Genomic DNA, 20,674 nt, shown 5'->3' with positions numbered 1-20,674 from the left:
CATCGAGCGCACAATAAACCGTTGTTGTGTGTCGGTTTTAAAGCGCAGGTATTCGATGATATCGGCTTCACGGTCACAAACCGAAATCACCTTCTGCATCTGTGGTCCCAAGCGAGTCGCCATCGCTGCTGAAGCCCGTTGCCATTTGTAACTTTCTTTCTGTTCATAATCACGTTTGGCACGTTGTTTTTTCTGGCCATAGGCTTCGCGGTCGCGTGCCCAGCGATGCTGCTCAATCAGTCCAACGACTTGCTGCGCCTTGGGGGCAAACAATAAAACCGTGTGCGCTTCCAGTCCACTGGAGTGTTTGTGGGCAGTGGTGTGTCCAAGTTCTGCAGCGACACTTTGATGGGTGAATTCCAATGACGTGGTGTCTTCCAGTGCCAGCAGGCAGTCAAATGATCCGCAGGCCTGCACTGTGGCAGCAAAACCTGCCTCAGCAATCGCTGCCGGACTGATATGCTCGTTACGGACAAAGCGATAAGCGGCTTCAATGTCTGCACTGGATGAAAGGGATTGCACGATAGATTGTCCTGTATGAGCTGCAAGTTGAGCCGCCAACTGTACAAGCCGTTTGGTCCTTCGTACATGGGGTGTGAAGCCCAATGGTACGAAAACGTACGCTAAGGCCATTTGTCCAGCTCCGGTGGTTGTTTCAGCGGCCTCAGTTGCCCATTTAGTACTTGTTCAGTAAGGGTAAACGAATAATGCCCCAACATGTTCACGTGTTTATGGCTGAGCGGAGATAATCTGGCTTCGTCTTCTGCTTTCACATCCTCGCCTTGCTGTTTCAAGTGATCAAGAGCGGCCTGCATATAGATTGTGTTCCACAGCACCAGCGCGTTAGTCACCAAACCCAGCGCGCCAAGTTGATCTTCCTGCCCCTCTCGATACCGCTTCCGAATTTCACCACGCTGACCGTGGCAGATCGCCCGTGCGACCGCGTGACGGCTTTCTCCTCTATTCAACTGGGTCAGAATTCGACGGCGGTAGTCTTCATCATCCACGTAGTTCAGCAAGTAAAGTGTCTTATTGATACGGCCCGCTTCAATAATGGCTTGTGCTAGGCTGGAAGGCCGCTCACTTTTCAGTAGCGAACGGATCAGCTCGGAAGCCTGCACTGTACCCAGTTTGAGCGATCCCGCAATGCGCATCATGTCATCCCAGTGTTGTTCGATTTTGTGGGTATTGACGCAACTGCGAGCTAGCTCATCCAATGGGCCATAGTCAGCGGCCTTGTCCACGCGCCAGAACACGGATTCACCTGCGTCTGCAAGACGCGGTGAAAACTGGTATCCAAGCAACCAAAATAAGCCAAACACCATATCGCTGGCACCGGCGGTATCGGTCATAATCTCCATCGGGTTCAAGCCGGTTTGCTGTTCCAGAAGGCCTTCCAGCACAAAGATGGAGTCACGCAGTGTTCCTGGGACGACAATGCCATGAAATCCGGAAAACTGATCCGAGACAAAGTTATACCAGGTAATGCCTCGGCTGGAGCCAAAGTACTTCCGGTTCGGCCCTGCATTGATGGTGCGGATCGGAGTGACAAAGCGCATACCGTCGGCGGATGCCACCTCTCCACCGCCCCACTTATTGGCCAGAGATAAAGTAGACTGGTAGTTCACCAGTTTGGCATTGGCCTTCACCAGCGTCTCGGCACGCAGGTAATTCTGTTTGACCCAGTTTAAGCGGTGTCGGGTTAATGCGGGTACTTGATGCTTAATCAGCGACTCTAAGCCGATGTTGCATGCTTCCGCCAAAAGCACGGCGCAGACGCTGACAGTCAGGTCTTCGGCTCGGGCATTAGATTCGCTAACATGGGTAAATTCATCGGCAAAGCCGGTATGGGCGTGGATCTCCAGCAACAGCTCCGTCAGGTCCACGCTGGGCACTAAGGATTCGACTTGTTGAGAGAGCTGCGTTAGGCTGGGCGGCTCATCCAGCTTAGCAAAGTTCGTGATGGTCAATGTGGGCCGTTTGCCGGACAGATCCAGCTCAACTGCTTTGTTGTTGTCGAAGTTGGATGCCACTTGTCTGTAACTTGCATCCAGTTGACGCACCAGAGCGTCAATCGCTTCTTGGGGATTGAGTGGATGACCGAGTGAACGGCACACCTGAATGCGGTTTGCTTGCCATTCCGGCCCTTGTAACAGCTTGGCCCGTGGATCACCCCAGCGGTCGCTGTTCTCTACGTAGATATCACGGCGGCGCAAACTGTCTTGTAACTTATCGAGAAAGCACAGCGTATAGCCTCGCTTGGTCACTCTATCTTCTTTGTCGAACACCAGGCGTTTCCATGGATTAGAGACAATGTCCAGAGGGGCTTCATCCAGTAACAGCTTGCGCGATTCCAACAGCCCACCAAGATATTGATGGGCTTCCAGAGTCGCCTTGCCTGCCGGAGCCGCTTTGAATACGATATCACGCAGTAATTTCGGTAAAAAACGCCTGACCCTGCCATATTGTTCCACCATTTCATCCTGAAAGTTATCATCGTAGGGGCGAGCAAGTTCATGGACGGTGGCAATGGATGTCGCCAGTTTTTCACGAGACATTCTGGCAAAGATAGCTGACCTCAGCTGCTCATCCTGCATGCTTTCAGTGAGTATCAGGGTGCAAACCTCTGCTAGGGCCAACGCAGATTTATCCAAATCCTTCAATGTCCTCAGACGTTTTTTCTGCCCCAACTTTTTCGCCTCACCGGCAATATGGGTGATCAATAAATCCAGCACATCCAAGGCTTCATCTAGGGCCACGGTCTCGTACGTCTTAGCGAAGGCGACTAAAATGGCAGTGCGCTTTTGCTCCGGCATGCGAGCTATCTTGTGCATGGAAATCATGCCTGCGTGACGGGCAATGTTTTTAAAGCGAACGGGAGGAATGCCGGTAAAATCCAGCTCATGCATGCCGAACGCTTTTAGCGCCTGATAACGGTCAATGGCCTCATTGAAAGCTGGACCGCTAATCGTCACCGGCCCCTTGCGGTAGCGGTCAAAGCGGGAAGTTCGTGTTCCCTCAGGAACTTGAAGTAAGGTCTCAAGCTTTGCGATCTGCTTCGATGTCGGCAACGCCGACAACCGTTGCCACAAGCGATTAGTAGCCCGTTCTCGTACCTCGGAAATCAAGCGCGTCAAAGTGGTTTCACCAGGCAAAAGGATTTTATGCTGGACGAGCCAGCCAGTGGCTAGATCGAAAAGTAGGCAGGGCCGCTCGTTGCTGATCCAACTGCGCGTGTAGAGCAAACGGCTTAACCGGAACGACCACGGCCAGCTGAATTCCCGGTATTGGTACTGATCCCGGATCAAGGCGGCGTGCTCCCTTCGTGTGGTCTCCCGTTGCGCATAGGTGGACAATATCGCAACATCATTTAGTCCAAGCTGTCGTGCGACAAACCATTGGGCGTTGACCGGAACCTGTGGCAGGTTGGACATGAAGGTCCCCAGAAATCGAACACAGCCCAACTGCAAAGCAACACCAAAACGGTTCTGATTGCCGCGCCGATGATTGATAAAAGCCAGATCAGCTTCATCCAGATGAAAGTAGCGGGCCAACTGCACTTCATTCGGTTCAGCAGAGAATTGTCCATAGTTGGCTTTCTGTTCCGAAGTTAGAAAATCGACGGGCATGCGTCCCCCAAACAATACTTGTTCAAAATGCGAGACATTCTTAGTGTCTATTAATTTATAACTTCGTGGACATCATAAATGCCTCGCTCTAAACTGTCTATTAATTCGTAAATAACAATATAATAGACACGAAGTCTAAAAATACGATTTAGGAGACAGTTTTACCATGAGACTATTTGGGTATGCCCGAGTGTCAACGAGTCAGCAGTCCCTTGATGTGCAGATGAAGGCACTTAAGGCTGAAGGTGTTCGTGCGAATCGCATTTTTACCGACAAAGTATCTGGCAGCCACCTAAACCGAGATGGCCTGCAGATGCTTCGGGTAAAGGTAGAGGAAGGCGATGTCATCCTAGTGAAGAAGCTGGATCGGCTTGGCCGTGATACTGCCGACATGATCCAGCTCATTAAGGAGTTTGATGAGCTGGGAGTGGCCATCCGGTTTCTTGATGATGGGATCAGCACCGAAGGGACCATGGGTAAGATGGTAGTCACCATCTTATCCGCTGTTGCACAGGCTGAACGCCAACGCATACTGGAGCGCACCAACGAGGGGCGTCTGGAGGCCAAGGCCAAGGGAGTCAAATTTGGCCGAAAGCCGACGGTGGACAAGACTAGAGTCCGCTCACTCTACGAACAAGGGAACGGTGCCTCGGAGATCGCCAGACAGTTGAAAATAGGACGTTCGACAGTCTATAAAGTGCTTGCATTGAACGAATAAGGGCTTTTTTAACAGCCCTTGCTCAATTCGTTACCCCGCGCAGCAGGACAGCTCTTTCACATCTTTGTTAAAGGTTTGGGCGCAGAGCTTAAGCCCTTCCACCATGGTCAAGTAAGGGAACAACTGTTCGGATAATTCTGTTACTGTCATCCGGTTGCGGATGGCTAAAGCCGCACTCTGGATCAGCTCTCCGCCTTCATGCGCCAGGATTTGAGCGCCAATCAGGCGTCCACTGACTTTTTCTACCACCAGTTTGATAAAGCCATCAGTGTCAAAATTAGCCAATGCTCTAGGTACGTTTTCCATGCTTAGTACCCGACTATCGGTTTCAATATATTGTGCTTTGGCCTGATCTTCAGTCAGTCCGACGGTCGCCACCTGGGGATCGGTAAAGATCACCGCAGGCATAGCGGATAGATCCAGTTTAGTCTCACCGCCTGTCATATTGATGGCGGCGCGACTACCGGCCGCGGCCGCGACGTACACAAACTGCGGCATGTTGGCGCAATCCCCGGCGGCATAAACACCTGGAACGCTGGTTTCCATACGCTCATTGACGATGATCACGCCATTTTGCTCCGTCTTGACGCCTACCGCATCGAGGTTAAGCTTGCCTGTATTGGCATGACGGCCTGTGCTGATCAACAACTTGTCACAATGCAAAGTGCCAGCCCCAGCTTCTGATGAGAGAATTTCAAGAGTAAACTGCTGCCCATCATAGGAAACACTTGAAGCCTGGGTATGATTCAGAACACGAATGCCTTCTTTTTCAAAACATCCTGAGAGTTGTTCACCGAGCAAGGGCTCCTCCCGATAGAGCAGTGTGTGTCTGGCCAACACGGTTACCTCACTGCCTAATCGGCGATAGGCCTGGGCAATTTCCAGTGCCACGACTGACGAGCCAATCACCACCAGATGTTGAGGCATTTCTTCGGCAAAAAGAGCCTCGTTGGAAGTCCAATAGGGTGTCCCGCTCAGTCCTTCGATGGGAGGAATAGTCGGCGTCGATCCGGTCGCAATCAGGACCTTATCAGCGTGAACCTGCTGCTGCGTACCATCGTTTTGACTGACGATTAGTGTGTTAGCGTCCTTGAATCGCGCCCAACCTTTGATCAGACTGAGCGCAGGATTGGCGTCCAGAATATTCTGGTATTTGGCCGCACGCAGCTCCTCGACCCGCGCCGTTTGCTGCGCCAACAACAGTGAGCGACTCAGTTGGGGGGAATGATTTTCCAATCCCGCAAACGGGTTATGACGCTGCTGCTCTGCCAGTTGCGCAACCCGGATCAGGATCTTTGACGGCACACAACCAACGTTGACACAGCAGCCGCCAATGACATCCGCCCCTTCGATGAGCGTCACTTTAGCACCGCCTTCGGCTGCCTTGATGGCGCAGGCAAATGCCGCTGAACCGCTGCCAATAATAGCCACGTGCAGTTCTTCCGTATCCTCATCTTTGGTTAAGCGTGAGTTATTGCCCAACGCAACGACTTTAGCCTTATAGCCCAGCGTGGCGACAGCATCGAGCAAGGTTTTCTCATGGATATCTGTGTCGGTTTCGATGACGGCATTAGCCTCGTCATAAGAGACCATTGCGCTGCTAACGCCCGCAACGGCTAGCAGGGCCTCCTGAACATGATGGGTGCAACTTGCACAAGTCATCCCAGAGATAGACAGTGTGATCATAGGCACCTCAATTAGCTTTGTTTTTTATCGTGGAGGGATAACCAGCATTGGTGGTGGCTTCAATCAACGCATCGGCACTTGTCTTTTCATCATCAAAGGTCACCATGGCTTCTTTATCCTCATAGCTGACCTCCGCACGGGATACGCCATCGACTTTAGTCAGCGCCTTTTTCACCGTGATCGGACACATGGCGCAGTTCATGGTGGGTAAATCTAGGGTCACGGTTTGCGGTTTGGCCCAGGCCGTCAAACTTGTGACAAAGAGCATTAACACAAAGGTAAGTTTTTTCATGGATTATTCTCCAGCAGGTTGTTGGCATTCACTGTCAGGCAATCAAGGGGATCCAATAGCTACTGGTCACAAGTACCAGCGCGAGTAGAGCTGTTATCCAAAAGATGACTTGACGGCGTTTACGTACTTGCAAAACGGCACAGGCAGTGCCCGATTCGCAGGCCTCGACGGGACGGTAAACCTTCCACCCAGCCCAACTGAAGAGAACCAGCACAGCGAAGATGAAAAGGGGGCGATAAGGTTCGAGCAGAGTGAGATTACCGATCCAGGCGCCACCAATACCCAGCGTCAGCAACAGGAAGGGGCCGACGCAACACAGTCCTGCGCCGATAGCCGCCGCAATACCGCCGAATATTGGCAGATTGGCATCGTTTTTTGACATGACTCACTCCACTTGGTTTGTTCCAGTAAAGTCAGTCTAAACGCCGTACTCTAGTACGGAGTCAAGCAGGAATAAACTCAGCGCGATTTTCTATCCTCAGGAAGAAGGGAATCGATAATGGGACAATGGGTTTGGTCAGGATTAGCAGCGCATTGGTTCAACAAATCATTAAGGACGGTTTCCAAGCGACGCAGATCAGCCATCTTGGCACGAACACTGACAAGCTTGTGAGAAGCCATGTCTTGTACTTCTTGACAGGGAGTATTATCTAGCATCAGCAGATGGGATATTTCCTCCAAAGTAAACCCCAGTTCCTGGGCACGCTTGATAAACCGGATCCGGTTCAGGGTTGTCACTGGATAGCGACGATACCCCTCGGTTGGTTTATCAGGTTGTTCGATAAGACCACGCCGCTCATAATAGCGGACAGTCTCGACATTAACACCTGCCGACTTTGCTAATTGACTGATTGTGTACATTTGGGCCTTGCTCTCCGTACTTAAGTACGGTGGATTGTAATCCTAAAGCAGATAAACCCCAATAAAACCTTAACGTACGTTTTCGTTCTGTTGGACTTCATACCCCTGAAAGTGCCACGAACAGTCAAACATCTGGGTAAGTAAGGGCTTAGCGTGCTTTATTTTCCGTTTTCTGAGGCGACCCCTATCTGCGCGCATCGACAGATGAACAAGATGCCAATCGAGCCAGAAATGAGTTGGTTCAGTTTTCAGAAAGTAAAAATGTTCGCATAGCCAGTTTTTATACTGAGACGCAATCAGGGGCGAAAATTGAACGGCCTGAACTTGGTCGCTTAATCATGGACTCTCACCCTGGCGATGTTTTACTCATAGAAAAAGTCGATCGATTGTCTCGCCTCCCCTTCGAGCAATGGAAGGTCCTAAAAAGTAAATTGGTAAAAGCCAATATTCATATTGTTGTCGTTGACCAGCCAATGACACATGGGATCTTAAATAGCACAGAAGAACATACCATGATCGCAAAGGTACTGACTGAGTTCATGATTGATTTAGCCGCGGCCATGGCCAGAGATGATTACGAGACAAGAAGAAAGCGACAAGCACAAGGCATCGAAAAGGCCAAAACCTTAGGCAAATACCTTGGGCGTCAGCCTAACCATGGATTGAGGCAAAATATTCGGTTACTACTCGATGAAGGGAAAAGCTGGTCACAAGTGCAGAGTCTGCTTAAATGCAGTCGTTCTACCATTGCCAAGGCAGCTAAGTTGAATGAGCTAAAAACCGATGAATCAATTCTCTAATGATTTGATTCATTCTAAGGCAAAAAAAAGCCCCGTTGGAAGGAAGATACGGGGCGAAATGGGTCTGTTTTGAGGACAGCGTGATCAGTCTGGTGTAGAGTGATTCACGACGCAATTTTTTAAAGTACATTCATAATGTATGAATAAGTGATCCTGACTTAGTTTATGAGGAATCATCCAATCATCTTGATATTTACATATTAAAAAGCCACTACTTTTTAATAAAGAAAGTTTGACCTTTAGAAAGACCTTTACCCAATTTTACGCCTATATTTTCAGGAGAAGTTACGACTAAACGTTCAAATTCTTGATTATCCTTTTGAATTCCCAATATTTCTTTTTTTAAATATCCACCATCATTCAGCTGAACAATGATATTATCACCTATGCAAATTTCATTGTTTTCAATCTCAAAACACAAAACTGATCCAGCTTTAAAGATCCCTTTTACATTCTCAATTTTTCTATACAAAATATCAGCTTCAAATTGAATTTCTCTTTCGACAAGTGTTTGAAATACCGCCCGACCATACTCTTCAAGGAAATTAACGTATACGCTAAACCCTGAAACATTTAGTATGTCATCTATATTCTCACCATGAGCTATATCATTTCGTCGAGCTACAAGTTCATCGATCAAACTAAATAATTCATCACCCTTACTTGCAATATTTGAAGGCCCTCCACAGAGAAACCCACCTTTTCGCTGACCTACGATTTTTAGTCTATTTGTCAGTTTTATATCTAAATAATTAAAAGCTTCAACTATTTTTGAATGCTTTAGATTTCCAGAATGGAGATAAAATGCATCGCCATTAAGTTCAAAATCAAGAGGAGTATCAATGCAAGAGCTGAGCCTTGCGAGAATTTGTTCCCTCTTTAAACCTTCATATTTAGCAGACTTTTTTTCGATAACAAGCATTAGTAGTTTCACTGACAATTGAAAATGATCATCACGAAATTTTTCACTAAAACCGCTGTAATTCGATATTAATTTAGGTAAATTATTGACGTACTCTCTAATCCATAGGCCAACATGTTTCTCCAAAACTCCGTATAAAGATATTGTAATCGACTTATACTCAAATAGTTTTTTGGAGACTCCAAAACTATGCAAATGCTGTCTAAAATCAATAATTGCCGCATCTTCGGATACTCGATTATTAATTTCAATGCCATTAACCAAATCGATATATCTCATATACTCTCGTATATCATTAAGATCATCAACAAATAACTGCAAAGTACTATCACGCATCCAACCCGCCTATTTTAAATAGGGTGACAATAAATTATCAAAATATTCAATTCTCATTTTAACTACTGAAGGAATTGTATTTCTTCCATAAAAAATCCTTTCACCATCCACTTCTGTTTCATTACTGTATTTGTTAGCTTTAATCTCATCTGAAACAAGTAAAAGTTTATCTTTTGATTGAATATGCTTTGCAATTGACTGCATTAACGGATCATAAATTGTTTTTTGAGGTTTGGTTACTCTCCTTTCATATACAGGTGAAAAGAATGCCTCCTCACCAAATATTGCATAAGTCGTATCTATTGTATCATTAAATAATTTTTCTAATGATTTTAAGGTTTTAGTTGAAAACTTATTAGCTTGTTTTAAATAATCATCCAAGAATTCCTCGACTGTACCAGTAAGAACATCAATAAAGCGGTATGCAAAAAAACGAAGAACTAATTCTACGTCATCCATTCGCCTATAAGCTTCACTAGTAAGAAGTTCATCTTCCCCTGAACTTTCTAATGGAATCCCCCACATTATTCTAAACTTTTCATTTTTTGAAAGTTTTAAACATAATTGGTTGAAGCTCCCATTGTATAGTGCATTTCTAGTCTCTTGCGGTGTTAATTTTTCCCCTCCACTATTTAACCGCTCAAACACAATCTGCTTTAGCGTTTCAGCCTCTTCTGGTGTTTTTGCTGTTTCTTCAAGTAGCACGATAGATGATATATACCTTCTATCTATACCTTTTTGTATCTCCTCGGGTAGTTCATCATATAATTTACCCTCTAACTCTTTCCAATACCCGAGTTCTTCTAATGCAAAACTTCCACTATAAAAATCAAAAATTGTAGTTAAACGCTGTAACCCATCCATAACTTCAAATTTTGAATAATCATACTCATAAAGAAAAATGGGAGGGAGTGGCACATTCATTATAAAAGATTCAATAAGTCTGGATTTTCGACCGTTATCCCATCTTTTTCTTCTTTGATATTCTGGGTTTAATTTATAGTCCCCCCCCTCAAGCATAGACTTTATACTTTTTACAGGGTATCGCGCTTGTTCAGTGACAATTCTAATTTCGCCTCTCTTGTACTTCGCATTTATATCATCGTCGGACATATCTACTGCATTTACTTTTATTTTTTCTCTTTTAAAAACTTCACCGTCTATTTTTTTCATTTTCCCACCTATACTTTTTAAATAAAAATATTAATTTAAACCAATCAAACTCAAATATCACCCTTGGGCTGTCAATGCATTTAAATTAACAAGTTAAACACATTTTCGCCCCAATCACTGCTAACGCTTTGATTGCAATTTTTCCAAAATCCAATTTCCTCAAACCACCTTACTTAACTTATTTTAAGTTCAACCGTATTTCTTAACTATCATTAAGAAACGTCATTAATTCTCATAGCCTCGTAAGCGTCCCATTTTTCTTTGATTGCACCCTCATCTGTTTTATGAAGGCTTCTAATCACTTTTCCAGTAACTAGTGTAAACTCAACATATTGTAATTCGTTAGCATTATCAATAATGTTTTCGATGGCTATTACACCCTCTAAATCAATTATTTGATCGCTGTTACTTATAAATAATTTTCTCATTACACCCACCAAAATATAACTGTAGTAATCGATAAAATAAGGCATAACCTACATATAGTAATTACTCGCAACAAACCCTGTTAAATTAATCTTAACTTTTTGAATTTATTGCAAGTTATCAGCTTTATAGCAAATTCACCATCATTAAAAGTGTATATGTAGATTTTACTATCCAATTCAATCACGATAACATTTAAGTAGTTATTTTTAAAATAATTTTAGATATCACGCTTCAATTTCGATTTTATAACGCTTAAAACCAAGAAATTTTGAATACCATTGTACGACGGCTCAGTTTCGTGAATAGCAGAAACTGAACTCAAATGTGCTTCTGTAGTGGTGGATGAGCTCGCCAATGTGTTGATAAATGCACGAGACGAACTCGTGTGTAGCGCAAAGGCCATAAGGACATTTTGGTTAACGCCGTGAATATCGGGTGCGAAAAGTTCTTTGTAACACAAGCTAAGCGCTTCGTGTTTTGCAACCAGCTTAGCTACACATCCGAAATCTACTTAGTAATCTTGTTTAAACAAAGAACATTGATGTTTCAGCTCCTCTAACACACTTTGTTGCAAAAGCGTGTTAGTCCCAAGCCTACTTAGAATGACAGGATTTCTTTATGAACCAGACTAGGAAGTCTGACAAGGGAATCAGTCTGTCTTAGAGTGATTAATGATGAAAATCTACTGAATACCATCAATTTTACACTGTAAATTATTCGGGCCAATGAGAACGATCTTATCTCCGCTAACACCTCTTTTTAGTAGAAACTCAGTATTACCATTGTCATAGTAACTAACAATTATAGTCTTTGCCCCTTCCTCTATTTTCATCCATTGGTTAGCTGTGTTCATACACAACAAATTACAATCCTGTACTGCGCACTCGATTTTTTTTATCAATGGATTTTCATTCGCTAACGCCGAAACACTCAATACCGCAATCATTAATCCTAATAAATATTTCATACTTATCCTAAATTTAGTTAGTCCAACACATATTATATTGTGGTTAAGTTCAAGTAAATCAAGGTAAAAGTTATCTATTGCTTACAAAAATGCAATGCGTCACATATGGAGTTACCCATTAGATAACCAAACATCGGTTATCTTAAAGTTACCTATTACATAACTTATTTGCGGTTATCTATTGGTTATCCTTTACATAACTATCAGGTGTGTTAAAGTTAGCTAATAGGTATCTAAAGGTTATCCGCCTAAAAGGTTATCACTTAGTTATCTTTTTTGAGGGTAACTTTTGGTTATCTTTAGACATAGACAATTAAGATAACTAACAGTTATCTTTTTAATAAGGAATGAATATGCCAGTTATCTCATGTGCTTCAAGTAAAGGCGGTGCAGGCAAGACTACTTCAATCGTTTTGTTGGCTGGGGAACTAGCACGACAAGGCCTAAATAAAAATATCAAAGTAGCATTGATTGATGCTGACCCTAATCAACACAGCGCAGCATGGGCAAAACTTGAGGGTGTGCCATCAAATATAGTCTTATATGAAAATGTTACCGAAGATACGATCCTCGATGTTATTGAGTTAGCACAAACACAAGCACAATTCGTTCTAGTCGATCTAGAAGGTGTTGCTAGCAGTGCAGTTGTTGGTGCAGTAAGCAGCTCAGACTTGGTAATTATACCGTGCCAAGCTTCTCAAAATGACGCTAAAGAGGCAATTAAAACTGTTAAAACAATCCGTTACGCATCTAGAATAGCTAAACGGAACATTCCATTTTCCGTACTATTTGTTAGAACTCAGGCTGCCATAATTACTAAAACTAGCAAATATCTTACAGATTCCTTTACCGAAGCCGGAATAGATATTTTCAAGAGTGCATTAGTAGACAGAGAAGCATTTAGAAATATTTTTTCATTTGGTGGAACAGTCAATTCAGTTCAAGCAAAATCGAAAAAAGAGCAAGAAAGTTTAGATAAAGCCGCTAATAATGTTCAATCTTTAGTTTTGGAAGTCAAACAGCTACTAAAAGCAAATTTAGGAGAAGTTAAATGAAAAAAGCAGAACGTGCTCCACTTATCCTAGACGATGATATCGATCTTTCTGAATTAACATCTACAAACTCAAAAAGATTAACACCAAAAGAACAAAGTGAAGTTTATGCAGGTAGTGAAAAAATTGGATTTGTTAGCCGGCAAAGTTCGAGAAAAAGAGTTTCACCATACACCGCTCAGTTTGGCGGAAAATGTAGGGTAGGGATGAAAGCATTATTTCAAACTATTGCTACAGAAATGGATAAATATGATACGGAGACCTTGGAACTCGCGATATTAGCACTTATTGAAAAGGAGGGATTAGAACACTTAAAAGTACAATATGAAGAATTAGTTAAATAAAAATGTTGGCCCATGGTGATGGTTCAGATCACCACAGGCCAGTGCCACAACCTAAAATTGGACTCTCAACTTATGACACGAGCACAGTATAACGAAATAGCTAAAACTCGTCTAATCGACTTACCGTCAATACCTATTGACACCTTAAACGCATGGCTTAGAACTAAATCAGATTGGTTTAAGGCGATACTATTAAAACAACGTAATTTGATGATAGCCAAGCAATGGGAAACTATTAGATAACCAATCTACGGTTATCTAATAGATAACTACAATAAAGATAACTAAATGTTATCTTTATTGGCCTTACCGAAGTATGGCATCTAGAGTTACTTACATTTGTACTATTTTCTAAAATTGTTTAATTCTCATATCACTTAAGCATGAAGAGGGTAGGGCTTGAGCCCTAACTTTAATCTAAGATAAAGGCCAGGAGTAAACATCTTATCTGTCTTAGGCTTTTCCCATTATTTTCAATTCTTAGTACCTTCATCTTTTAAGATCTGTGCCTAATAACCTTACCTATTATTTACCTCAATAAAATGGTTGAACCATTTTATATGATTCAATGGCATTTGCTTTTAATAATCAGCGTTTCATTGAGCTTTCTCGTCACTTTGGCACTTTGTTTGCAAAATCCCTTCTGCTAGACGCTTTTTCTTTAGCAACGATCTTAACAGCGCGTTTGAGGTTTAACGGTCGTAGACAAAAATAACTTACAGCGCTGCTCTTAATCTTTTGTAGAAGCGACTGATTTATCAGTCATCATTTTTAAGTCTTCTGCTATAGATCTTTTTATCTTTCATTTTTTAAAGCTAAAAATCAAAGGAAGAGAAAAAGATTTTAAGACTAAAGATCACAACTAACTTTGCAGTTTTTTTTTGTACTCTAAGTTATATAGATGATGAACGCATCTATGTATAAAGCGAGATCTAACCGATGTAATTTGACTCAGTGAAGTTAAAGAATGATGAACGTACACACCAAACATTGGGTCAAAGACGGGCTTAAGAGCCATTTAGGCATGAGAAACATCAGTTAAGCACTGATAATAGGTAGGTGATGAGAAAAGGCTAAGATATTAGTTAGGAGGTACGTAGTAAGCTTCGCGTTCATAATGAGAGCGAATAAGTGCCAACAATTCTTGAGACGGTTTTATGATTGGCATATTTTGACGAAGAGAACCATCGCGACGATAGCGTGAACTCGCGTAACGAGGTTTTTGCTTAAATGATTTTCCTGCCAGTTTCAGATCTACGTTATGCTTCGCAGCTGCTGTTCTTACAGATAATCGGTCAGCACCCAACATTGACATAAGCTTTGTTGATAAATACTTATGGCTCGCTTCTGCATGAAAAGAGGCAACGTGGCCATCTTCATAAATGCTCACAGTATGACTTTCAATATGGCCGCATTGAACTAATCGATTAACGTAAAAGTACCAGGTTGATTCTGGTATGTAGACACCGTGACGCATGGCCACTTCTTTACGGAGTTCATCATGAGTAACGTTCTTACCGCCCTGTCTAGTAGCAATGACAATATGACCGTTGTTGACATTACAGTTAACAACAAATGCAGACAGTATATAGCCTAATATTACTTTAGAACGTGCCTGAGTTTTCCCTCTGCACAATCCATCACCACGATCTAAAAAATCGTCACGGTAAGGCAATAACTTCGATTGCGTTAATAACGTTTGCACAAAGTCAGGTAAGCGCTTGCCTTTAAATCCAGCATAAGACGCAACTTTTGCTTTAAAGCCGACAGCCACACCTTTTTTCATAACGATGTTAGCTACGCTCTTAATTTCTGAATTTATCTTGTCGCGCTCTGCTTTTCTGGCGATTTTTAGCCGAATAGTTTCATCATTGACAGAATAAGCCTCTCCGTCTGGCAGTTCTGTGGCCAGACGCGACATATCAGCTTCATAACACGATAGGGGCGGGTTTTCATCGTCAAATGATGAATAGAGAAGATCTGATTGACTAGAGTTTTGCATCAGACACTATCCCACTGTAGCTCAGCATAGATCGCGAGATCTGGCGGCATAGAGGGTATATGTATCTGAGGATATGGATCTTGCGCTGCAAATGGCAGCCATGTAAGAAATTAGGCATTATTGTTGATTCCGAATGTTTTAGGGCTGTTTGAATGGTTAGTTCAAACATTGCCAAACACTATAATATGATCGATCGCAAAGATCAACGATCTTTCAATGTCTTGAATTTTAGGCACAAAAAAGCCGACCCATTCGGTAAGTCGGCTTTGTTGTCGAATGCTTCACGTCAGGGAACCACCCCCAACACACTCTAAACTTTGAAAAATACACTACATAGAAAACTATGTAGTAGCGTGCTATGTAATGCACTTTTGCTTCAAAATCTACTTCGTATTTTAATTGCTCATCAAAAAAATTGCAAGGCTAATGCAAAACAGATCAACTATGCATCTGAATTGGGGTCATACTTCAATTTTTCCATAACTGACTCTACTGTTAAAGCTGTAATTGTTTGATATTCACCATCTTTTACGGCTTTATCCATCAACTCCTTAAGCTTCTTCGGGCACCTAAATGTCACTAGCTCAGTTTTTGACGATGTAGGAGGGTTATAATTTTTTTTCATAATAATTCATTTTGTATTGACCGCCTCACTGTAATACAGTAACTTTCTGTAATACAGTAATCTTGTAATTTTATTCATGATAGAACATATCGAATTTTCAATAAAGAAGTAAAAAAATTATGCCTCTAAATAAAAGCGAGATCACTATTTTTAGGGAGTTGTTCCCTACTCTTACGCCACGGCAGCTAGAAGTGATGAAGGATTTTTCACTCGGGATGACACCATCTCAATTACAAGCCAAAGCTGACTGCTCACGCACGGCAATTGAAAGGCACCTTGCAGATCTCAGAGCTGAATTTGGATGCACATCATCTAACGAAATTAGAACAATATTTTTAAATAAACTATTGATACAAGTATTACGTAACTCAATTTAATTCATATTTCAAGTTAGGAATTTCCTAACTAATAACGAGATCTGTTTTCATTTATTATCTTCGCCGCGATAGTCGCACAACTAGATATAAATGAGGATTACATGTCCGATGGAAAAATTAACAAAAACCACTCAAGAATAGTAGTCATTCTTGAAGGTGAATATCACCATAAATTAGTTAATTCATGTCAACGCTCAGCACGTAGTAAACGAGCTGAAATACAGCTTCGAATTGAACATAGTTTATTAACTTTTGTCGATGCTCCGCCCAAACCAATTAACCAACAATGATTAAACAAGTAATTATATTTAATTACATAAATCTCACCTAAATATATGCAAAGGAAGTGTTATATGACAACTCTGAATCCGCAACAACCTAGCGCACAACAAACTGAAGTAAACGCAGAAATCCTAAGACTCGCAAAACATATACCTAGTGATAGCACCATATTTCTAATGCGTGTCATCGGCATATTTATCATTTGTGTGGTTGCTACTTTGATTATGTCTTGGGATGTACATGCTGCTGATCCTTTTGCACCGGCTAAATCTGAAATTGTTGATACCGTTGGCACAGGTTCAACAGCGCAATTTGCCATTCTCGTCGTGGGTTTATGTGCCGCTGCGATTACTGGCTTTTTAACCAAAAACTGGGGCGCAGCTATTGGGGCTTTTGTCGTTGGTATGATCTTCGTCAACGTGGCCTTAAAGGTTGTAGGTCTATAGGCCGTGGATAACCCCACTCAGTTTTTTAGCATCCCTAAACACCTCAATAACACCCCTACGTTATTAGGTTTTGCTATGGATGAACTTGTTCCTGCCTTAGTGTTTTTTGCCGTGTTATTCATGATGGATCACGCGCTCATTGGCATGGCGCTAGCCTCTTCATGGTTTTTAGGGATGCGCAGAATGAAATCACAATACGGCATGTGCGTGTTACGCCTCACCGCTTATTGGTATGCCCCTGCAGAATTTAGCGCATCATTTTTAAGACGAACGCCTGCGGCCTGTCGCCGCTACTGGTTACGTTAAATGATGTGAATTAGGGGGCCTATCCCCCTAAGGATGCCCCATGTTACAAAAGAACAAAATCGACTTTATCCGCATTGCAAAATCCCTCAACACGCTTCTGTTAATCGGCTTTACCGTAGCCATGATCAGTAACACGGTCCTAGCAAGTATTGTATGGATGGCTTACTTCAATAAAAGCCGCACCGTTGTGCCACCGACCATCAGCGCAGCCTTTACCGTTTCAGACACGTCTATAGATGAACCGTATTTACAGCAAATGTCCGAATACTTTGCCTTTCTAAAGCTCAATGTCACGCCCGCTTCGGTAGACCATCAGTACAAACAGCTCGCAAGCTATATCGATGAAGCTGATTGGCATCAGATGCAACCTTTACTGGTTGAAGATGCCGCCATGATTAAAAAACAAAACATCAGCAGTCACTTCACCATCAATGAAACCCAAATAGCCCTTGATGATCGTCTCGTCAAAATAACGGGCACGTTAAACAAATATGTGGGCAAACGCGCGCTAGAACCCGAAACCATCAGCTACATCATTGCCATGAATTATGACCATGGCCAACTGTCGCTCAAAGCCATTAAGAAAGTGCAAAAGGACGTTAAATAATGAAGATTGCTAACCCACTTGTTTTCGCAGCCTGCGCGCTTTTTCCTATGAGCGTGTTAGCGGCAAATACGCCCCCAAAACACTACGGATTCAATGACAGCGAAACGGTTCCTATCGAGCTGTCGAGTGTTGATATCAACCGCTTAGTCGTTGAAGGTGACAAAATCACCTCGATTGATTGTCCAGAAGGATTTTGCGTTGTCACTGGCACGAAATCGGATAAATCCGGTGCAGCGCGCGTTAACCTCAATCTGGCCATGCCATTCACAGCCTATGTATCAACTGAAAAGGGCAGACATTTCGGCTTATTCATCAGCCCTAAAGCCATTCCTGCCGTGACCTCTATCTTCACTGCAGAACATTATCGCGAAGAACAACCCTCCGTTTTCGATAAGAAAACCCCTTATCCCACCATGATGACCGAGTTCACCGCGCAAATGATCCGCTACCTCGCCACGGGTAAACCAATTGACGGTTATCGTGTGCATGTCGTCAATGATGACCTTGAACGCACCACGGTAGACAGTGAGCCTAGAGGCACGGAAACATCTATCGATGACGCGATGTTTACTCGCTTAAATGAGCAAATGCCCAAACCAGCAGAACTGACGACAGAACCTGCTTTCGTGTTCACTGGTAAGCATTTCAACGGCATCATTTATCGCGTAACCAATCACGCAGCACTCCCAGTCACCCTCACCACGGCGCAGTTCTATTCCCCAACGACACGAGCCGCTGCCTTATCAACCTATGAATTAGCACCACAGCAAACAGGCCACCTGTTTGTTGTATCGGGCGGGGAGAGCATGCAATGAAGCAACTCCTAGACTACTTCAAAAAAGATCCCGAAGCCGACTTTGAGCAAGGCAGTGCGTTAAATGAAGCCAATAAAAAACGCAATTGGGTGATTGCAGGGGTTGGGGCCACGGTACTCGGCGCCCTCTATTTAGCGGGCGACGCCTATATGTCTGCCCCAAAACGTGCCCCTGAAACCGCAGCGGGCAATCCTATCGATTTTGGTGCCGTGATTGATAAAGATTTCACCGAGAAAGACAATCAGTCTGCGCTCACCGCACAACAAATCGCCTTAGATAAGCAGCAGAAAGCGATTGATAAAATGCTGAAAAGCATGGAAGCCATTGAGCGCAGCAATGAAGCTAATCGCCTTGATTTAAAGCGTAATTTAGAGACGTTCCAACTGACCGTATCTGAAAAAATTGATGATAAGATTAATGCCGCTACCGCAAATGCAATGCAGCATAGCAATAACAATGTCACCGATGAATTTTCGACACAGGGCATTGATGCATCAGCCTATCCCGTTAGGCAAAGCACACGCTACTTGGGTGAACAAACGCTACCACCACGCCCGAGCGTGGGTGACGGACAAAGTGGGTATGCTGCCCCCTATCAAGGCGGCGCTATCCCGCCACCTGCAACCCAAAATGGCATCGATTCCTTTGCACTAAATTGGGAATCGCCAGAAGAAAACCTCCCCAAAAAACGCACCCCTGAGAACTATGTTCCTGCAGGTTCATTTGTGACGGCTGTCGTCACAGGCGGCGCAGATGCCAATGCGGGTGTGAATGGCCAAGGCGATACCGTGCCAATGGTATTCCAAACCATTAACCAAGGTGTACTGCCTAACGGCAAGCCCTCAAAACTAAACAACTGCACGATTTTGGGCGCAGCTTACGGCGAAATCTCATCGAGTCGCGGCATTGTGCGCACCACTCGCCTCAGCTGTATTTTTGAAGATGAAATCATCGACATTCCCGTCGAGGCGACCGTATTTAACTATGGCCGCAACGGTATTCGCGGTACTGCCATTATGAAGAACGGCAAAATCGTTCAGATGGCAGGGATTAGCGGCATTTTGACGGGCATTGGTGAGACAGGTAAGGCACTGAGCCAAACCACATCGAACTCAGCGCTAGGGTCAACCTCAAGCGTCAATGGCAGTGATGCACTGCTCAACTTAGCCGGCAGTGCCAGTTCAAGCGTGGGTAGCAAGCTCGCGGATTACTACATCAAATTAGCTGAGCAATACCACCCGATTATTGAGCTCAATCCGGGCAATACCGTCAACATCGTGTTTTTGAAAGGCTTCCCGCTCGATCCAGTTGGCATTCAAGAATACGAAGAAGCGCTAGCGCAGCAAGCCCAAAATCCTGTCAGTGCCACAGCGCAAATCCTCAACACTATCAGCAACCCACTGTTAGAACAGATGCCAGGGAATATTAAGCCGCAGGCCCAAGGCACAAACACGCCTACACCACAGCAGCAATATAACCAACAAGGCCAGCGCCCCCCTGTTAACTCAGCCTTTGGCCGTGCGAATTAATTCATTTAAGGAGTGACATTTTGAACACAATCATGAGCAAAAATGCATTACGTAACACCGGTATTATCGCACTGGCTTCATGGCTAGTGAGTGGCTGTGCGGCGGGGCTGGATAGTGACTATTCATGCGATAAAGTCGGCGGCATCAATGGCTGTACTAACATGATGGAAGTGAGGCAACTCACTGACAGTGGTGTGTTCAATCAGCCACAAGCACAAAGCCCTGCGGTGACGGCCTTAAGCGGCCAAAGCACAACTGCACTTCCCAAGCTCGCGAGCCAACAACAAGACTTTATCCCATTGCCACGCCGCGACCGCCACGGTGTACCGCTGCGCACCTCAGAGTCAGTCCAAAAAGTAACAATCTTCCCGTATCTCAACGAGCAAGGTGATTACGTTGATACCAGCGATGTGTACATCGTGGTCGATAAGAGCCGTTGGACGGGCAGACCTGCCAAATACATCAAGCAGGATTAA

21 protein-coding genes and 1 pseudogene are annotated in these 20,674 nt (G+C 43.8%); 11 read left to right on the top strand and 11 right to left on the bottom strand.

Features of this window, described 5'->3' with window-relative positions:
* Both L5L98_RS19890 and L5L98_RS19885 read right to left on the bottom strand, forming a co-directional pair.
* Positions 1–585 (bottom strand): annotated as a pseudogene (locus tag L5L98_RS19890) (IS4 family transposase); the annotation flags it as partial.
* Positions 586–623: 38 nt separating this feature from the next.
* Positions 624–3,629, bottom strand: a complete 3,006-nt coding sequence (locus L5L98_RS19885) for a Tn3 family transposase (protein WP_220778023.1) — start codon at positions 3,627–3,629, stop codon at positions 624–626.
* 166 nt (positions 3,630–3,795) lie between these two features.
* Here L5L98_RS19885 and L5L98_RS19880 point away from each other — a divergent pair, with 166 nt between their 5' ends.
* Complete coding sequence (locus L5L98_RS19880; protein ID WP_058689192.1) at positions 3,796–4,347, top strand: recombinase family protein; 552 nt, start codon at positions 3,796–3,798, stop codon at positions 4,345–4,347.
* A gap of 30 nt (positions 4,348–4,377) precedes the next feature.
* On the opposite strand, the gene merA is transcribed toward L5L98_RS19880, so the two are convergent.
* From merA to merR, 4 genes are all read right to left on the bottom strand, one after another.
* Positions 4,378–6,033: a mercury(II) reductase gene (gene merA / locus L5L98_RS19875; protein WP_069455588.1), complete on the bottom strand. Its 1,656-nt coding sequence runs from the start codon at positions 6,031–6,033 to the stop codon at positions 4,378–4,380.
* 7 nt (positions 6,034–6,040) lie between these two features.
* A complete protein-coding gene (gene merP, locus L5L98_RS19870) occupies positions 6,041–6,325 on the bottom strand; it encodes a mercury resistance system periplasmic binding protein MerP (RefSeq protein ID WP_069455589.1) in 285 nt (94 codons plus the stop codon).
* Positions 6,326–6,359: 34 nt separating this feature from the next.
* Positions 6,360–6,707: a mercuric transporter MerT family protein gene (locus tag L5L98_RS19865; RefSeq protein WP_058689194.1), complete on the bottom strand. Its 348-nt coding sequence runs from the start codon at positions 6,705–6,707 to the stop codon at positions 6,360–6,362.
* 77 nt (positions 6,708–6,784) lie between these two features.
* Entirely contained in the window at positions 6,785–7,186 is a 402-nt protein-coding gene (merR, locus tag L5L98_RS19860) for an Hg(II)-responsive transcriptional regulator (protein ID WP_069455590.1), read from the bottom strand.
* Positions 7,187–7,374: 188 nt separating this feature from the next.
* Between merR and L5L98_RS19855 the strand changes: the two genes are divergently transcribed.
* Complete coding sequence (locus L5L98_RS19855; protein WP_263143058.1) at positions 7,375–7,986, top strand: recombinase family protein; 612 nt, start codon at positions 7,375–7,377, stop codon at positions 7,984–7,986.
* A 211-nt stretch (positions 7,987–8,197) separates the two neighbouring features.
* Here the strand turns inward: L5L98_RS19855 and L5L98_RS19850 are convergent, their stop codons facing one another.
* The 4 genes from L5L98_RS19850 to L5L98_RS19835 form a co-directional block, all read right to left on the bottom strand.
* On the bottom strand, positions 8,198–9,244 hold the full coding sequence (locus tag L5L98_RS19850; protein WP_263143054.1) for an MAE_28990/MAE_18760 family HEPN-like nuclease: 1,047 nt from the start codon (positions 9,242–9,244) through the stop codon (positions 8,198–8,200).
* Positions 9,245–9,253: 9 nt separating this feature from the next.
* Complete coding sequence (locus tag L5L98_RS19845) at positions 9,254–10,417, bottom strand: DUF262 domain-containing protein (protein WP_263143053.1); 1,164 nt, start codon at positions 10,415–10,417, stop codon at positions 9,254–9,256.
* 212 nt (positions 10,418–10,629) lie between these two features.
* The gene (locus tag L5L98_RS19840; protein ID WP_263143052.1) at positions 10,630–10,845 is read right to left on the bottom strand and encodes a hypothetical protein; all 216 of its coding nucleotides are present in this window, start codon (positions 10,843–10,845) and stop codon (positions 10,630–10,632) included.
* A 683-nt stretch (positions 10,846–11,528) separates the two neighbouring features.
* A complete protein-coding gene (locus tag L5L98_RS19835) occupies positions 11,529–11,813 on the bottom strand; it encodes a hypothetical protein (RefSeq protein ID WP_263143051.1) in 285 nt (94 codons plus the stop codon).
* 353 nt (positions 11,814–12,166) lie between these two features.
* Here L5L98_RS19835 and L5L98_RS19830 point away from each other — a divergent pair, with 353 nt between their 5' ends.
* A complete protein-coding gene (locus L5L98_RS19830) occupies positions 12,167–12,868 on the top strand; it encodes a ParA family protein (protein ID WP_263143050.1) in 702 nt (233 codons plus the stop codon).
* Positions 12,865–13,209, top strand: a complete 345-nt coding sequence (locus tag L5L98_RS19825; protein WP_263143049.1) for a hypothetical protein — start codon at positions 12,865–12,867, stop codon at positions 13,207–13,209. Before L5L98_RS19830 ends, L5L98_RS19825 begins: the two co-directional genes overlap by 4 nt.
* 1,081 nt (positions 13,210–14,290) lie before the next feature.
* Here L5L98_RS19825 and L5L98_RS19820 read toward each other — a convergent pair.
* Entirely contained in the window at positions 14,291–15,211 is a 921-nt protein-coding gene (locus L5L98_RS19820) for a hypothetical protein (RefSeq protein WP_263143046.1), read from the bottom strand.
* A gap of 1,103 nt (positions 15,212–16,314) precedes the next feature.
* Here L5L98_RS19820 and L5L98_RS19815 point away from each other — a divergent pair.
* The 7 genes from L5L98_RS19815 to traV all read left to right on the top strand — a co-directional run bounded on the left by L5L98_RS19815 (position 16,315) and on the right by traV (position 20,674).
* On the top strand, positions 16,315–16,503 hold the full coding sequence (locus L5L98_RS19815) for a TraY domain-containing protein (protein WP_263143044.1): 189 nt from the start codon (positions 16,315–16,317) through the stop codon (positions 16,501–16,503).
* A gap of 63 nt (positions 16,504–16,566) precedes the next feature.
* Positions 16,567–16,941 (top strand): hypothetical protein, encoded by a 375-nt coding sequence (locus tag L5L98_RS19810; protein WP_263143042.1) that lies wholly within the window; start codon positions 16,567–16,569, stop codon positions 16,939–16,941.
* Between the two features lie 3 nt (positions 16,942–16,944).
* The gene (gene traL, locus L5L98_RS19805) at positions 16,945–17,247 is read left to right on the top strand and encodes a type IV conjugative transfer system protein TraL (RefSeq protein ID WP_115407283.1); all 303 of its coding nucleotides are present in this window, start codon (positions 16,945–16,947) and stop codon (positions 17,245–17,247) included.
* Positions 17,248–17,287: 40 nt separating this feature from the next.
* A complete protein-coding gene (gene traE / locus L5L98_RS19800; RefSeq protein ID WP_263143039.1) occupies positions 17,288–17,854 on the top strand; it encodes a type IV conjugative transfer system protein TraE in 567 nt (188 codons plus the stop codon).
* On the top strand, positions 17,854–18,669 hold the full coding sequence (traK, locus tag L5L98_RS19795) for a type-F conjugative transfer system secretin TraK (RefSeq protein WP_014358135.1): 816 nt from the start codon (positions 17,854–17,856) through the stop codon (positions 18,667–18,669). The genes traE and traK overlap by 1 nt, the downstream gene beginning before the upstream one ends.
* Positions 18,666–20,198, top strand: a complete 1,533-nt coding sequence (locus L5L98_RS19790) for a TrbI/VirB10 family protein (RefSeq protein ID WP_263143036.1) — start codon at positions 18,666–18,668, stop codon at positions 20,196–20,198. Before traK ends, L5L98_RS19790 begins: the two co-directional genes overlap by 4 nt.
* A 20-nt stretch (positions 20,199–20,218) precedes the next feature.
* Positions 20,219–20,674: a type IV conjugative transfer system lipoprotein TraV gene (gene traV, locus L5L98_RS19785; RefSeq protein ID WP_048908712.1), complete on the top strand. Its 456-nt coding sequence runs from the start codon at positions 20,219–20,221 to the stop codon at positions 20,672–20,674.

Origin of the sequence: Shewanella sp. SM23, assembly GCF_025654295.1 — a bacterium.
GTDB classification, from domain to species: Bacteria; Pseudomonadota; Gammaproteobacteria; order Enterobacterales; family Shewanellaceae; genus Shewanella; species Shewanella oncorhynchi.
Note: the sequence above shows the minus strand (reverse complement) of the source record. Positions and strands in the feature narration are given on the sequence as shown.